This is a genomic window from Aerosakkonema funiforme FACHB-1375, from assembly GCF_014696265.1.
Classification (GTDB): domain Bacteria; phylum Cyanobacteriota; class Cyanobacteriia; order Cyanobacteriales; family Aerosakkonemataceae; genus Aerosakkonema; species Aerosakkonema funiforme_A.
On sequence record NZ_JACJPW010000024.1, the window covers coordinates 32,209 to 49,232 of the forward strand.

Below are 17,024 nucleotides of genomic sequence, written 5' to 3' on the forward strand. Positions count from 1 at the left end.
ATGATGGCCAAAAAAGTGTTAATCGTAGATGACGAAGAACGACTGCGGGAACTTGTGCAAGCGTGCTTAGAAGATTTGGGAGGATGGGCAGCGCTTACGGCTGGATCGGGCCAGGAAGGGCTACAAATCGCCCAAACAGAAGCCATTGATGCTATTCTCCTAGATGTCTCGATGCCTGGAATGGACGGCTTTGCGGTCTACGATCGACTTCAGACAAATCCGACCACGCGATCGATTCCGGTCATTCTCCTCACGGCCAAAGTCTTAGCAAGCGATCGCGCCCGCTTTGCCCAAATGGGGATAGCAGGAGTAATTACCAAACCTTTTGACCCAATTACAATCACCGAAGAAGTTGCTGAAATCCTGGGCTGGAAATTTGAGTATTAACTTTTGTAAAAAAAATCGTATTTTTATCAGTTCTTTATCAGTTCTTTATTTTTAGCATATAGCTTTTTAGATAAACAGAAGCTAAATGTCTTAGAAGCCTATGAACACTATTTATTGGCAATCAATGCAATACTTGAATGAACTAACCCAATCTATCATGAATTATTGGGCTAGTTTGCTGGAAGATTGCCACCAATCAACGCTCTGGATTGGCAGCACAGAAGCATCGGCGATCGCAGGTATTACAATTGACGAAACCGCCAATTTATTGGCGATTAAAGCTCATCTTCCCAATATCGATATTAAAGACATCCATATCGAAGTAACTGAGGAAACGCTTTTAATCAGGGGAAAGTGGCCAGCTACAACAGGAGTAGAAGGTTATTTTCATCCCGGCAGTTTTAAAAGTTTAATTCCTTTTCCTTCTCCAGTTCATCCCAAAACAGTTCTAGCTGAATACAAAGATAACGTTTTGATTATCCGCATACTCAAACAACAGATAATTACAGAACCTAAAGTTTGCGTCGATGTAATCGATGCGAATTTAATGCTTCCGCAATTGCACGAGATAGAGCCAAAAGCAACAAGAATAGAAACCTGCAATACTTCTCCCTCCTTATATGCTAAAAATAACAAAAAACGATAAGATCGTGACAAACTGTCCTTGTTGCTCCTACCAAATGGTTCGTCACGCCAGACTACATCAAACTTATTGGTTTTGTCGGCACTGCTGGCAAGAAATGCCTAACCTGTGTGCGGAACAAAATCAGACAATTTTAGGTTTGTCTGGCAGTGATATTTTACCAGAAAAAAAGCCAATTTACTCATTTTCAACTATTTGATTTAATGAAGTATTTTCGCTCGCATCTTGCACCGTTTTGAATTCTAGCCAACCAACCGGAAGTATAACAATTCCCAAACAGCCGTAAAGATTTATTACTCAACCCGGAAACTTACTAGGCGGGAAATGTAGGAAATTTGATAATTGATTAGGTCGCATCAGTTATTGATGCTGAATTAGCTGTAGGGGGAAAACAATGCAAGTTATCGGCAGAATTGTCAAAACGTGGATGTTCTGCTTAGCGCTGATACTCATCCTGGGAATGGCAGGCTGCGGTCTATTGGGTATTACCGGTACCGAACCCCTACCAGAAGTTTCTTCTCTACCCACCCCCCAACTACCAGACTGGATAGAACAAATCAGTCCCCTTGGCGAAGCGGAACCCCTGGCGCAAATTCGCATCCGGTTTAAAGAACCCTTAATTCCCGTAGAAAGCATTGATAGTCCGGATCGACAGGAAGTGTTGCAAAAATTTGCAATTCTCCCCGCATTACCCGGTCAGTTTCGCTTTTTAACACCGCGAATGGTGGGATTCCAAGCAGATAAAGCACTGCCGAAAGCAACGCGAATAAAAGTTACCCTTAAAAAAGGATTAGCCGACCTCAAAAATCGTCGTTTGGCAGAGGATTTGGCTTGGACTTTCCAGACAGAATCAATTAAATTAACAAATTTACCAGGAAAAACAGAAGGTTCCCAAGATGAGTCAGAAGCGATCGACTTAAGACCCACCTTAAAATTTACATCCAATGTAGAACTCGACCCAGTTTCATTAAAAGAACATCTCGCCGTAACGCCAGTAGGGGACAAATATCTAGTCCCGCTGAAAGTAGACCTAGAAAAAACAGCAACCGAGCAGACACCTGAAGAAAAATTTAATCCAGCGGCGCGTAACTGGAATTATATCATAACTCCGCTAGAAAGCTTAGAAAAAGCAAGAACTTACCACATAGAATTTTCCCCCGGCATTCGTCCTGTCATCGGCAACCTGTCTACAGAAAACAAGTTTGTTAGCGAAGTAAAAACTTACGCACCGCTAGCTTTTGACAAAATTCAATTTTTCGGACAACCGGATGTGTCGGGAAGTTACGGACGCTTTGTCAAAGGTGCAGCCCAGTTACTATTTAATAATCCCATAGCAGCAGAGTCAGCTATTAAAAATATTACCATAAATCCTCAGCCCAAACCAGCACCGCGATTGGTGCAAGCTTATGATGGAGAAAAAGTCATTAATCTCAACCCTTGGGCGTTAGAACCTGCAAAAAGTTATACAATTACGATCGGTCGCGATCTGAAAGATAAGTTCGGACAAACTTTAGGAAAGCGAGTAACCCTTAAGTACGAAACTGGCGATTTAGCTGGCGATATCTGGGCTCCATCAGATTTGCATATTTTCCCATCTGGCAAAAATTTACAGTTGAATATTTCTACAGTTAATCTGCCCGAATCCCAGTATAAAGCAGCTTATCGAGTAGTCGAACCTACAGATTTAGTTTACGTTGATTCTGCCTATCCGAAAGGAAACAAAACCGATTTATTACCGCCGCCGACTGAATGGCAATCTTTTAAAGTGACGGGTAAGAAAAATCAATCCACCGATGTGGCGGTTCCTTTGCGAGAAAAACTGGGCGCGGCGACTGGAATGTTAGCTTATGGCATTCAAGCACGCACCAACCGATATCAAGAAAACAACCAACAAAAGTGGCGGGAATATACTACTTATGGATTAGTAGAGTTAACTAATTTGGGAGTATTTGCCCAGTGGTTTCCCGATGCGGGATTGATTCGAGTCAACCATCTTTCTGATGGTTTGCCGGTAGCTAATGCGACTGTGGAAATTTACGAATCTCAATTGGAAGCAAAAACAAAAGAACCAGTCAAACCTTGCGCTGTTGCCAAAACCGATTCCACTGGTACGTCGCTGCTAAATCGTCAGAATTTGCAACAATGTATGAAATCGGCAACCGGATTTGCCGAACCCCCACAACTATTAGTAATTGCTCGCGAAAATGAAGATTGGGCTTTTACGCGCACCAACGAGTATAGCGGTTCTTACGATTACGGTATCGATGCAGGTTGGCAAAACGATAAACCAGTATCGCGAGGAGAGATATTTTCAGATCGGCAGCTTTATCAACCGGGAGAAAAAGCTTGGTTTACAGGGGAAGCTTATTATCTGCAAAATGATAAGATAAGGCAAGATAAAAATACAAGCTACCAAGTAACTCTGAGAAATCCAGATGGTAAAACAACAGATTTAGGCAAGCAGAGAACTAACGAATTCGGTACGTTTTCTCTGGAATTACCGATTTCAGCCAATCAACCTTTAGGCTACTATTCCATCAGTGCGAAAAATAAAGATGGCAATGAAATTTCCGGGAGTTTTCAAGTCGCAGAATTCAAACCGCCTAACTTCAAAGTTGCTCTCACTCTGGATAAGGAATTTGCTTTGATAGACGAAAAGGTGACAGCCAAACCTGTCAGCAATTACTTGTTCGGTTCGCCAGTGGAAGGCGGGAAAGCAACTTATTATATTACGAGAACGCCAGTTGACTTTACTCCCAAAGGTTGGGAAAAATTTTATTTTGGACGGCAATGGTTTTGGCCAGAAGAAAAGCCGAATGTACCTAGCGATGTTTTGCAAGTCAATCAGTTACTAGATAAAGAAGGTAGGGGAAATAAAACGATAACTGTGGCGAAAGATTTGCCTTATCCGATGAATTATCGGGTGGATGTGCAAATTTCCGATGTGTCGAATTTATCGGTGGCGGATTCCAAAAGCTTTACAGCATTGCCAAGCGATCGCATCATTGGTTTGCAAAGCGATTTTGTCGCCGATGCGAACAAACCCTTCCCGATTCAAGTAATCGTAACTGACCCCACAGGTAAAGCGATCGCAGGACAAAAAGTGCGCGTCGAATTGCAACAAATGAAATACAGCGATGTCACCCAAGTAGTGGAAGGCAGTTTAACAGCGCGAAATCAAGTAGAATACAAGACGATCGCAAAAACAGAACTCGTTTCTGCCAGCACTCCCCAATCCGTATCTCTCACCCCTCGCGAATCCGGTTCCTATCGCATTCGCGCCAACTTTACTGATGGCAAAAACGAATTAACCGCCAGCGATGTGCAAATTTGGGTAGCTGGAGATAGCGCCGTAAATTGGGGCGATCGATATCAAAATAATCGCTTAGAAATCAAACTCGACAAAGAAACATATCAACCCGGTGAAACTGCCACCGTTTTGATACAATCTCCCTATCCCGAAGCCGAATTGCACTTTGCAGTTATTCGTCACAACATTATTTATCGCCAAATTACCAAAGTCAGAGGTAGTGCGCCGCAAATTCAATTCAAAGTCACCCCCGATATGCTACCCAACGCCGCCGTTGAAGCAGTACTCGTGCGTCAGGGAAAACCTTTATCCCAAAGCGAACCAACCAATTTAAAAGAATTGGTACGAATTGGTTTTGCACCTTTCAATACAAAGTTGGACGATAAATATTTAAAAGTAGAAGTAACGCCGCAACAAACATCCCTACAACCGGGTGCAGAACAAACATTGCAACTCAAACTTACCGATAATAGCGGTAATCCCGTCAAAGGACAATTCACAGTTATGGTGGTGAACGAAGCGGTATTGCAACTGAGTGGATATCGACCGCCAGATTTAGTCAAAACAGTCTATGCAGAACAAACAATTTCCACTCGTTTTGCCGATAATCGTCCCGATGTAGTGCTGCAACCGTTATCCTCACCTTTAGAAAAAGGTTGGGGTTATGGGGGAGGACTATCCGCAGGCGCAGCAAATACGCGCACCCGTACAGATTTTCAACCTTTAGCTTACTACAGTGGTTCCGTGCTAAGCGATGAAAACGGACAAGCGCAAGTCAAGTTCAAACTACCCGATGATTTGACAACTTGGCGGGTGATGGTGGTAGCGACCGATGGTAATTTGTGCTTCGGTAACGGCGAAACAACATTCATCGCCACGCAACCGCTGATCTCCAATCCTGTTTTACCGCAGTTTGTGCGTTTAGGCGATCGCTTCGACGCCGGACTCTCCGTAACTAACAACACCCAACAAACCGGAAATCTGGCAATTGCTGGCGAGATCGATGGCGGAATTCAGTTTGCTCAAAATAACAAATTGCAAACACAAACAGAATCCGGTACTCGCGCTTACCGCTTCCCCATGATTGCCAATAGTATCGGTCAAACACAAGTGAAATTTACCACCCAGTTGAACGGTACAACCGATGCTTTTGCAGTTCCTTTAGAGGTGAAAAATTTAGAAGTTACAGAAGAAGTAGTGGAATCTGGTACAACTACCGATCGAGCGAAGATTCCCTTGAAAGTCGATCGCAACGTTGCCAATGACAGCGGCGGTTTAGAAGTGCAAATTGCCAGCAATCTCATTCCAGAAATTGCCGCACCTGCACGGCAAGTTTTAGATGATAATGAATTGCCTTTCTTGGAACCTGCTGCCAGTCAGTTATTAATTGCAGCTAATCTGCAAATTCTCAATCAAAAATATCAACAAAATTTGGCTAATTTCAACCCCGCACAACAAGCGGAACAAGCGATCTCGCGCTTGCAAAAACTTCAAAAACCCGATGGCGGTTTCGCCGCTTGGCCGGGACACGAAACCTCCGATCCGTTTGTTTCTCCTTATGCCGCAGAAAGTCTAGCCAAAGCATCTGCCGCCGGACTGAAAGTAGATCCGGCAATGGTGAATCGCCTGAAAACTTATTTAAGCAAAATTCTGGCAGACCCAGGTCAATATGATTTTTGCAAACAACCGCTGTGCAAAAATCAGGTGCGCCTGCAAGCACTGATGGCACTGGCGGAATTAGGAGACAAGCGCAATGAATTTATTGCAGATATTTACGCACAGCGAAATAACTTCGATTTCGTGACTCAGATTAAGTTGGCACGTTATTTATCCCTGTTCTCAGAGTGGCAGGATGAATCGAAAACGCTGCTGAATCAAATTCAAGAAAGCGTTTACGAAACCGGTCGATCGGCAACAATCAATTTACCCGATCGCTGGCGGTGGTTTGATTCTCCAACTACAACACAAGCTCAAGCTTTGCGCTTATTTATTTCCCAAAAAAGCAAGCCGGAAGTTTTGGATCGATTAGTGCAAAGTCTGCTTTCCTTACGCCGAAATGGTACTTGGCCTAACACTTACGATAATGCAGAAGCGCTGACTGCTTTGGTGGCATACGCTCAACTTCAGCCTACACCGCCTAACTTTACTGCGACAGTCGAACTGGCAGGCAAACAGTTAGCATCAACTCGCTTTCAAGGTTATCGTCAAAGCAGTCAAGATGTGCAAGTGCCAATGGCACAATTACCTCGCGGTCAACACGATCTGATTTTGAAAAAATCCGGTCAAGGGACGCTGCACTATTTAGCAGCTTATCGCTATCGCTTACCAGGAAATCAACCGGGTAGATTGAATGGATTGCGAGTAGTGCGAGAAATTCGTGCTGCCAATCAAGATAAAGTGCTGCGAAAAATCGGACTTTATGCGGTAGATGAACCTTTGAAATTACCTAGCGGACAGGTATTTGATATTGGGTTGGAAATTTTTACCGATCGTCCTGTGGATCATCTGATTGTCACAGATTATTTACCTGCCGGTTTTGAAGCGGTGGATGGCAGTTTCCAAACTGCTACCCCTTACTTCCAAGCACAAGGAGATAGTTGGGAATTGGATTATAAAACGATTTATCGCGATCGCATTCTCGCTTATGGCGATCGTTTGGAAGCTGGTGTTTATAGCCTCCACTACTTAGTTCGCTCCGTCACCCCCGGCACATTTATTTGGCCCGGTGCGGAAGTGCGCCTGCAATACGCTCCCGAAGAATTTGGGCGATCGGCTGCTTCTACATTGGTAATATCCGATCGGTAAAAGTCAAAAGTCAAAAGTCAAAAGTCAAAAGTCAAAAGTCAAAAAGAAGAGGAAAAAGGAAAAATATTAATTCCCCCACTCTCCCTCTTCCCCAACCCCTAATTAAGCACAAAAAACGCGATCGCGTCCGGAACTTTTCGCCTGATAAAGCACCCGATCGGCTACTTGATAGAGAGTTTGCAAGTCAGTACCGTCCTCTGGATACTGCACCACCCCAGCGCTAAAAGTAATATGAAACTTGCTACCATCAGGTTCGACAAACTCCTGTTGGCGTAGAGTTTGCAATATTTCATACAATCGCTTTGCGCCAACTTGTTTAGTTACACCGTACATACCGATCGCAAACTCCTCACCACCCCAACGAGCGACTACATCCGCAGAGCGAAAACTTTGCAGGAGCAATTTACCCAATCGCCGCAACACCCGATCGCCTGCTGCATGACCGTAGCGATCGTTAATCTGCTTAAAATAATCCAGATCCAAAAAACCAAAACAGAAAGGAGAACAATAACGCTTAGCCATATACAGGAACCGTTCCAAATCTTGAGTCGAACTGTGCCGATTAGCGAGTCCCGTGAGAAGGTCTGTTTCCGCAAAACTCCGCAGTAACCGAATTCGTTCCAAGCGGTTGAAAATGCGCTTTACCAGTTCTGGCCCTTTAATTGGCTTATTGATATAGTCATCACCACCGGCATCAAAGGCTCGTTGCACCGTTGCCGGATCTGTGCTTGCCGAAATAAAAAGCACAGGCAGACTGTTCCACTTGGGATCGTTGCGTATCACCTTGCACAATTCAATCCCGCTCGCATCGGGCATATCTACATCTAAAATTACTAAGTCCGGTGCGGTAGCTTCCAGGGCATCCCACAACTGTAGCGGATTGTTGAGGGTTGTCAACCTCAGTCGCCAAGGTTGCAGTAATGTTTCCAGACTGAGGAGCATTTCTCGGTCATCATCTACCACCATCACCTTCAAATTAGCAGTGTCTTCCCGATGTAGCATTTGGCTGACTATCTCCATCACTTTACTGGGAGCGATCGGCTTTTGTAAAAAACCACAACCTCCCAATCGAGCTACTTCTACGCGATCGATAAAAGTATCGCAACGTGTGAGAACTATCACCGGTAGTTGCGGATTCTGCTGGGACAGTTGTTTGAGCAACGTCAGTCCGGTTTCGTCGGTATCCGGAAAGGATAAGTCAAGCAATACCAGATCCGGTGGTTTTGAAGTTAAGGAAATTCTCGCCGCAGACAAATTACAGGCCCAATCTGCCTGCATTCCCCAACTAGCGGCTTCCAATACTAAAAGTTGGGCTTGCTCTGTATCGTCTTCTACGATTAGTAGTCGGGGCGAATTTTTAGCCAATATCTGGGGTTGGCTTTCAACTTTGAGCTCGTCGGAAGCTTCTGTAGTTGGAGTTTGTTGTAGTTGTTGCTGCAAAAGTACCACGAATTGAGATAGGTGTTGCGCTTCTGCTTGCCCCAAGTGTACTTGGGGCTGCAATAATTGCTCTATTTGCTGCGCTAGGTGCGAAGCTTCCTCAAAACCGTATATACCCAAAGAACCGGCTAACTTGTGGGATTCCCGTACAGCTTGCTGGCGCATTTCGTCGTTCAAAGTTCCTGCCAGTAAAGCTTTGCTGGTGCGCTCCAGTAGTGCGACGCGGCTGATAAACTTGTCTTTATATTTTTCCCAAATCTTGCCTACTGCGGTTTGTAGGTGTGCTATTTGCGAGGTTTGAGGTGAAATTTCAGTTTCCCTTGCTGGTTTGCTCTGCCGTTCCGGCGCTAAGCTTCTTTTTACATATGTGGGATTTAACGAAGAGGAGTTGGCAGTGGGGTTAGGGGTCAAAGAGGGAGGTGGTAAAGACAACTGCAAAGTTTCTGCGATGACCGCCGCTAGATTCTCCCAATCTAAAGGGTAAAACAAGATTTGACCGATGATTTTGTTAGGTAAGTTGCTACTCAAATTTTTTTCCAGACAGTAAAGCACTGACTGTTTTCCTTGTTTGAATTTGAGATAACTTTGGTCTAGTACAGCTGCCACATCCGCGCCGATCAGACTGCGATCGAGTATGAGTAATGACCAGTTGCTTTGCTCTAAGCATAAGAGTGTTTCTTCGCTGCTATGAATGGATTGTATCGATACAACTCCCAATCGTTCCGGCAACCAGGATGTCAGTTCGTCAGGCAAACCAGCGGTGACAATTTGGGTTTGTTTCTCTTGTGTTTCTTTTGGACTTAAGTGCAGCTGTCGATCGTTGTAGGTTACTTCACAGGTGCTGGGGTCAAGGGGTAGCTTGGCCCACTTCAGCACTGGAGCGGCAGAGTTTCCCCGATGCAATAAGGCGCGAATGCGAGCGCCCAATTCTTTTAAATCGAAGGGTTTCACTACATAATCATCTGCTCCTACATCTGGGCGTATTACTTTGTCTGTACTGGTTTGGGGAGTAGTGAGCAGCACTACTGGCATCTGGTAGCCATGAGAGCGTATGCGACGACACAAAGTCATGCCGTCTAGCTTGGGAAGCGTGACATCCAGCAAAACCAGGTCGTAGGTGAAAGCTTCTACTAGATCCCAACCAGCTTCTCCGTCGTGAGCCACGTCGAGAATGTAATATTGGTTGGCTAGGAAGTCTGTCACGACCGCTACGATCGCTTCATTGTCTTCCACTAGCAAAATTCTCATGCCAAAACCCTGCCGTCATACTCGTTTTATAATTTGGAGTGATTGGTGTCTGGGTAAAGTATATAAGTTACTTTTGTCAATAACTCCATTAGATATCTCCAAAAATTCTTGTGGGGTAGGCATCCTGCCTGCCCTTTGAGATTCTTTTCTAGAGATGTCTATTACTTAAGTATGCCAAACACAGAAGCAAAGTTTCTCTAACAACACATAATGAAATATGCTGAGATATGAGTCCTACATCCCAGCACAAAGTCGAGCGGCTAAATTAAATCTAGTTTTGGACGCTGTGCGTTAATCCCAAACCATTATTTGTCATGGTAGAAGATTGTTTAATCGGAAGAAATATCGCGAATTCAGTTCCTTTCCCAACTTCAGAATTGACTTGCATAGAGCCGCTATGCTTTTTGATAATTTGATAGCAAATTGAAAGTCCTAAGCCAGTGCCTTTACCTACTTGCTTCGTAGTGAAAAATAAATCGAAAATTTTATTTTTTACCTCTGCTGCGATTCCCGCACCATTGTCCCAAATCCTTACCTTAACTCGATCGGGCGGCACAAATTCAGTGGCAATCACAATCTGTTTGTTGTAATCATCAGGCGTACTTTCTAATGCGTCGATCGCATTACTCAGCAAATTCATAAAAACCTGATTCAACTGCGCGGGATAACACTCGATTAACGGCAAGTTACCGTAATGCTTTATGACTTCTATTTTGTTTTTTACGCGGTGATTGAGAATTAGCAAGGTGTTGTCAATACCTTCATGCAGATCCACATCTTTGACATCTGCTTCATCGAGTCGCGAGAAGTTGCGTAGCGATAAAACTAAGTGACGAATACGCTGCGTACCGATCTGCATCGATAAGAGGGTTTTGGGCAAATCTTCAGCGATAAATTTATAATCGATTTTTTCTAGATGGTCTTGAATTTTTGCAGTCGGCAGGGGGTATTCTTGTTGGTAAAGACGAATCAATTCTATGACATCTTGAACGTAAATATTAGTATGTTCGAGGTTGCCGTGGATAAAGTTAATTGGGTTATTGACTTCGTGGGCAATTCCTGCTACCATTTGGCCGAGACTCGACATTTTTTCAGTTTGAATTAGTTGGGCTTGAGTTTGGTCTAATTCTTCTGTGTAGTCAGCAATTCGTCGAATCAGTTGATTGAGCGAATTTGTCAGCTTGCCAATCTCATCGTTGGTAGTTACGGGTGCTGTCAGGTTAAAATTAGCTGTCTCGGTCACTTGTTGGGCGACGGCGGTGGTTAATTCGATGGGATGAGCGATCGCTCGACTGATCCGAAATGCTACTGCTGATGCGATCGCTGCCGAAATAAATAAGCTAATTATAAGGATGAGTGCGTGCAAATTACTGGCTTGTTTAAAAATATCCAGCGATTTGGCTTCTGCGGCAGAGAAGTCGCCCGCTAGCTGTGTGACTTCATCTGAGACTCGATCGAATTCAAGCGCAATTTTGCTATTAATAAAATTCCTGAAAAGTAGCTGTGCTTTTTGGCTGTCATGGGGCATATTTTTAGAGGCTGGAATCTGCCGCATGACAGCTTTCAGTTCTAGCAAATAATTAGATATATTTTGTTTGTAATTAACAATAAAACTATTAAAACGTTGATACTTTTCTTTTTCTTCTACATTTACATTTGCTGCTTCTAAAGATTTTAAATATGATTGACTTTGTTCTACTAAGATTTCGAGATGATTTATTTTATTAAGTAAGTTGCGATAATCCTGCTCAAATTTTTCCGGTTTCAGGTCGAGAGAAGCAAACTGATGCTCGTGAAGGTGGATTTGCAAGATGGTTGTTTTCCAGTCTGCCAGACGGTTTGCTTCTTGACTGGCAAAGGCTATCTTCTTTACCGCTCGATCTCTATAAAAACCATCTACCATATTTCCGAACAATGTACCTACTGTAGCCACTGCAAGGGTGATGGCAAAACCACAACTTATCTTCTGTCGGATGCTCGTGCAGCCAGTCAGGTATTTTAAGTTAGGCAAACTTATGTTAAGATGTTGAAATAGACTTGGCACAACAGTCTTAACAGATTTTTCTTGGTTGGGCACAAACGACTTTAAAACTGGAACAAGCATCATCAATTAACTCTTCTTCTGAAGAAGCAATAAGAGCAATAGCGGGAAAAAAGCCCATCCCTCAATACTGTTAGGGTAAGCCCTAAACAGGAAATTTTGTAGGTTGGGTAGAGCGATCGCGAAACTCAACGCTGACTTTGGCTTTGTTGCCTTTCGTTAGCTCAATCCCACCTACAATTCCGCAAGGCAAATTCGTATACATCCAATGTATCGCACCAATAGTGAAAATCCCGTGAAGATAGACAGGTTTTTTCCCAAGTATTTAAACCCAGACAGATAGGCAAGTTATCGCTGCCAAAGTCAGCGTCATTGCTGTTCTTGGGGCCTAAAAACTTACACTAAAATGTGCGATCGCGAAAGCCTTATTCTTTGGAGGAACGATAGGAACCGACCCGTGCAGCTTTAACCGCTTTGTTGAAGGTATATAAAAAAATGAAGTTATAAAAGTGAAAAAGTGGTGAAGCAATCGAGACAAAAGAATCAAGAAGATAATTTACGGATTTTATCACATCATACACTACAAATGTAGAGTCAATTCATGAATTTAATTTCCATCCAGGGGTAAAATTACCTGCTTGTGTAAATTCTGTAAGTAAAGCTTCAGCTGCTTCAACGTTCACTGGCTGAGAGAAGAAGTAGCCTTGGGCTTTTTGACATCCCAACAACTTGAGTTGTGCTAATTGTTCTGCTGTTTCAACGCCTTCAGCAATCGCTTCTAATTTCTGACTGTAAGCGAGCATCATAATTGTCCAGATCAAATCCCATTTTTTTTGGGTGACGAAGGAGCGATCGATCTTCAATACATCAATGGGTAGTTCGTGCAAGCAGCTTAATGAGGAATAACCTGTGCCAAAGTCATCTAAATATAATTTAAGTCCTAAAGATTTCAGTTGCTTGAGAGTAGCGATCGCTCGTGTGGGATTTTCCATAATCGTACTTTCTGTAATTTCCAGCCGTAAGCTACTACTCGCTACCCCAGTTTCGTGCAAAATCCGTTGAACTTGTTCAACTAAATCGAGTTGCGATAATTGTATACTGGAAACATTGACACTCATTGTTAAAGGTTGGCAATTGGGAAATTGCTGCTGCCAAGACTTAAGCTGCCGACAAGCTGATTCTATGGCCCAGGTTCCTAAAGGATTAATTAGTCGCGTTTTTTCTGCAATGGGGATAAACTCTGTGGGAGAAATAAACCCACGCTGGGGATGCCGCCACCGCGTTAGCGCTTCAAAGCCAGTAATTCTGTTAGTTTCCAAGCATACTATGGGTTGATAGTACAGTTCCAATTCTTTGTGTTCTATTGCCAGTCGCAAGTCATTTTCCAATCGGTAGAGTGCCAGATTCGTCGCGGTAAGAATGCTTAAGGAGAGTTCTTCGTCATTCTCAATTGCTCTGGTCAAACGCATTAAGCGGTCTGTGTTTTTGATGGCTATTTCCAGCAACCGCTGACTCTGCTTGGTAAGGGTGCCAAGCTTGCCGCTCAGCAAAAGACTCAAAGCTCCGCGAATAGAAGTTAGAGGTGTACGCAACTCGTAACTGACAAGTGTTGCACATTGGTCTGCATCGCTGGCAGCGAAAACATCAGGTAGATTATTTTCCCAGGTGTGGTTTTGATCGCCAACAGTGATTTTTGTCATTTTTGTTAACTTTCTGTAAAGATGCACCACAATTAAGCATCTTCATAAGATAGACCTTAAAGGTGAAAAAGTAGAGAAAAAGCTCTCCTCCATGAGTTTTTTCTAAAAATTTGTGAGGCTTTAGTGCCGAATGCTAATACTTAGCTTCAGGGAAGTAAAATTTTATTGTTGTGTCTGCATATATTCTATATCTTTGGGGATATACTGTTAGAAGTATATTGTGAAAAACTAACTAGCTTGGCTGCCGTATTAGCAATCTCGGCGTGATAGGGAATAGGGGCTAGTCAAAAGTCAAAAGTCAAAAGTCAAAATTTTTCCTCTTCCCTAGCTCCGACGCTCTTTCAACCGAAACGCACGCGCTTGCGGAACCATTTTTGCAAACCTTCCATGTAAGTGAACAGCACCGGAATCACAATTAAGGTAAGTAAAGTGGAAGTCATCAAACCGCCAACAACTGCGATCGCCATTGGGGCGCGAACTTGAGAACCAGCACCAATTCCCAATGCGATCGGCATCATCCCGGCAATCATCGCGATCGTCGTCATCAAAATCGGTCGCAAGCGTGCCACACCCGATTCTAACGTTGCCTTATACAGAGGTTTTCCTTCCTTCTCATTCATCAAGGCATAATCCACCAAAAGAATCGAATTTTTCGTCACAATTCCCATCAACAACACAACTCCGATTAGGGCGTACAAACCCAAAGCTCTTTGCCCCACAAGCAGTCCGAGTAATGCGCCGCCAATAGACAAAGGTAACGCCGCCATAATCACGATCGGATGCAAGAAATTGCTAAACAGCAACACCAAAACAGCATAGATAAACAGTACCGCCGTTGCCAGAGCAAAAGCAAAGCCGGTAAAAATATCCTTCATCACTTTGGCATCACCGAAAGGTTCCTGAGTGACGCCTGCGGGTAGTTGTTTGAGTATGGTTTGCTGGTTGACTTTCTTGAGAGCATCTCCTAAAGACATACCGTTCAAGTTAGCTTCTACAGATACTTGACGAGAGCGATCGTACCGATTGATTTGAGAAGGCCCACTACCCAGACTGATATCGGCAACAGCCATCAAAGGTACTAAAGTATTATTTTTACCGGGTACTTGCAAATTCTTGATAGTGTCGATATCGTTGCGAAATTCAGGAGTTAACTGCACTCGAATGGGAATTTGTCGATCGACTAAATCGAACTTAGCTAAATTAGCATCAATATCACCGATGGTAGCGATCGAAGCAGTACGAGCGATCGACAACACCGATACTCCTTGATCCGCAGCCCGCAGAGGGTCTGGTTTCACCAAAATCTCCGGTTTCACCAAACTTGCCGTCGATGTAACTTCCACAATTCCGGGTATTTGACTCATCTGTTGGACGAGATTTTCTGCGGTGTGAGTCAACAAGTTACCATCTTCGCTTTTAAGCAAAATTGCCAATTGCTTTTTACTTCCCAGTCGCCCTTGGCTAAAACCGATCCGTACCCCCGGAACTTGCTGTAATTTCGGCAGCATTTGCTGTTCAAATTCCACTTGTCCGATGTGTTTGGAATGTTGACCGGGTGGGCGTTCCTCTTCTGCTTTTAGTTTAACGTTGAGGTTGGCAGTATTCACGCCACTACTACCAGAGCCACCACCACCTCTAGCACCACCAGACACCGCAGGAGCGCCAATTGTTGCCAAGATAGTATCTACAGCCGGATGAGTACTTAAGATTTGCGCGGCTTGCTGGGCGGCTGCATCGGTCTGCTCTAAAGTAGAACCGGGAGGCAATTCGATCGAAACACTAGAAAGTCCGCTATCATCGCGATCGATAAACCCAGTGGGAATATGAGGTATCAACTGAAGACTGCCAAAAAATAACGCCACCGCCATAATCAACGTTAGCACCCGATTGTTTAACGCCCACTTCAGCAGCCGACGATATACCCAGGAGAGAATGTCTTTATGCGGCTTATCGTCATGATGATGTTTTTTATCTTTGAGCAAATACGCCGCCATCATCGGCGTGACAGTACGAGCTACCAACAGCGAAAATAAAACCGATACCGCTACAGTAACGCCAAACGGTTTAAAAAATTGCCCTGGAATTCCGCCCATAAATGCCACAGGCGCAAATACCGATACAATCGTCATCGTGGTAGCGACGACAGCCAAACCGATTTCGTCGGAAGCATCCAAAGCAGCTTTATAGGGCGTTTTGCCCATCTGCATATGGCGTTCGATGTTCTCAATTTCGACGATCGCATCATCCACCAAAATCCCCACCACCAACGCCAGCGCTAGCAAAGTCATGCTGTTGAGGGTGTAGTTCAATATCTTCAGCACGACAAAAGTGGGAATTGCCGATAAGGGTAGCGCCACCGCCGTAATTAAGGTTGCTCGCCAATCGCGCAAGAAAACTAAAATGGTGACTACTGCCAGGACAGCTCCTAAAACTACCGCATCCACAGAAGCTTCGTAAGATTGGCGGATGCGATCGGCCATAGTATAGATCAGTTTCAGCTTGACATCCCCCGGCAGGGTTTTTTCCATTTCTTTGACAGCTTTCTGCACCGCCTCTTCCACAGTGACAAGGGTGCTGCCAGTGCTACGAAGAATGGAAAAGGCAACTACTGGTTTACCATCCAAACGTGCCGCCTGACGAGCTTCTGCATAGCTATCCCTCACTTCTCCCAAACTGGAAAGGGGAACGAAACCCCCTCTGGGGAGAGTGATTTGATAATTTTTCAAGTCATCCACGCTGGGTGCGCTACCCAAGGTGCGGACAGTTTGCTCGGAGTTGCCTACGTTGGCGCGTCCTCCTGGTAAGTTAGCGTTGAAGTTGCGGATTTGGTCGTTTACCTGAGTGGCGGTAATGCCCAGCGATTGCAGGCGGTCTGGGTTCAAATTTACGCGAATTTCTCGGTCTACGCCGCCAATGCGCTGCACTTGTCCGACACCGGGGACTGCAAGGATGGCGCGGCTGATTTTTTGGTCGATTAAATCGCTTAATTGTTCTGGGGATAGCCGTTCTGAAGTGACGGCGTAGGACATAATCGAACCGCCGACAAAATCTACTCGTTTGACTACGGGGTCGTTGATATCTTGCGGCAGACTTTGGCGAATTTGAGCGACGGCGTTACGCACATCGTTGGTAGCGCGATCGCTATTCGTTCCCAGAACAAAGTTTATCGTTGTACTAGAGGCACCATCGGTGACAGTGCTGAGAATATGGTCGATGTTGCCCAATCCCGCAACGGCATCTTCTACTTTTTTGGTAACTTGGGATTCCAGTTCTGCCGGGTCGGCTCCCGGTTGGGCGACGGAGACGGAAACTGAAGGAATATCGACGTTAGGTGAATCGTCAATCCCCAAAATGGGAAATGAGAATAAACCACCTATTGTCAGAACTAAAAATAAAACAATTGTGGGGATTGGTTGCTTGATTGACCAAGCGGAAATGTTGAAAGACATA

At 44.4% G+C, this 17,024-nt stretch carries 7 protein-coding genes; 3 read left to right on the plus strand and 4 right to left on the minus strand.

Annotated features, from left to right (window positions below; all coding sequences use genetic code 11):
- The 3 genes from H6G03_RS11360 (at position 1) to H6G03_RS11375 (ending at position 7,145) form a co-directional block, all read left to right on the plus strand.
- Positions 1-387 carry a response regulator gene (locus H6G03_RS11360; RefSeq protein WP_190464480.1) on the plus strand — a complete coding sequence of 129 codons (387 nt, stop codon included), beginning with the start codon at positions 1-3 and terminating at the stop codon, positions 385-387.
- A 100-nt stretch (positions 388-487) separates the two neighbouring features.
- The gene (locus tag H6G03_RS11365) at positions 488-1,033 is read left to right on the plus strand and encodes an Hsp20/alpha crystallin family protein (RefSeq protein WP_190464481.1); all 546 of its coding nucleotides are present in this window, start codon (positions 488-490) and stop codon (positions 1,031-1,033) included.
- A gap of 391 nt (positions 1,034-1,424) precedes the next feature.
- Complete coding sequence (locus tag H6G03_RS11375) at positions 1,425-7,145, plus strand: alpha-2-macroglobulin family protein (RefSeq protein ID WP_190464483.1); 5,721 nt, start codon at positions 1,425-1,427, stop codon at positions 7,143-7,145.
- A 102-nt stretch (positions 7,146-7,247) separates the two neighbouring features.
- Here H6G03_RS11375 and H6G03_RS11380 read toward each other — a convergent pair whose 3' ends face one another.
- The 4 genes from H6G03_RS11380 to H6G03_RS11395 form a co-directional block, all read right to left on the minus strand.
- The gene (locus H6G03_RS11380; RefSeq protein ID WP_190464484.1) at positions 7,248-9,833 is read right to left on the minus strand and encodes a response regulator; all 2,586 of its coding nucleotides are present in this window, start codon (positions 9,831-9,833) and stop codon (positions 7,248-7,250) included.
- Between the two features lie 271 nt (positions 9,834-10,104).
- Positions 10,105-11,940 carry a sensor histidine kinase gene (locus tag H6G03_RS11385; protein ID WP_199315255.1) on the minus strand — a complete coding sequence of 612 codons (1,836 nt, stop codon included), beginning with the start codon at positions 11,938-11,940 and terminating at the stop codon, positions 10,105-10,107.
- 533 nt (positions 11,941-12,473) lie between these two features.
- The gene (locus tag H6G03_RS11390) at positions 12,474-13,574 is read right to left on the minus strand and encodes an EAL domain-containing protein (RefSeq protein ID WP_190464485.1); all 1,101 of its coding nucleotides are present in this window, start codon (positions 13,572-13,574) and stop codon (positions 12,474-12,476) included.
- 341 nt (positions 13,575-13,915) lie between these two features.
- Positions 13,916-17,023, minus strand: a complete 3,108-nt coding sequence (locus H6G03_RS11395) for an efflux RND transporter permease subunit (RefSeq protein ID WP_190464486.1) — start codon at positions 17,021-17,023, stop codon at positions 13,916-13,918.
- Between the last annotated feature and the right edge of the window lies 1 nt (position 17,024).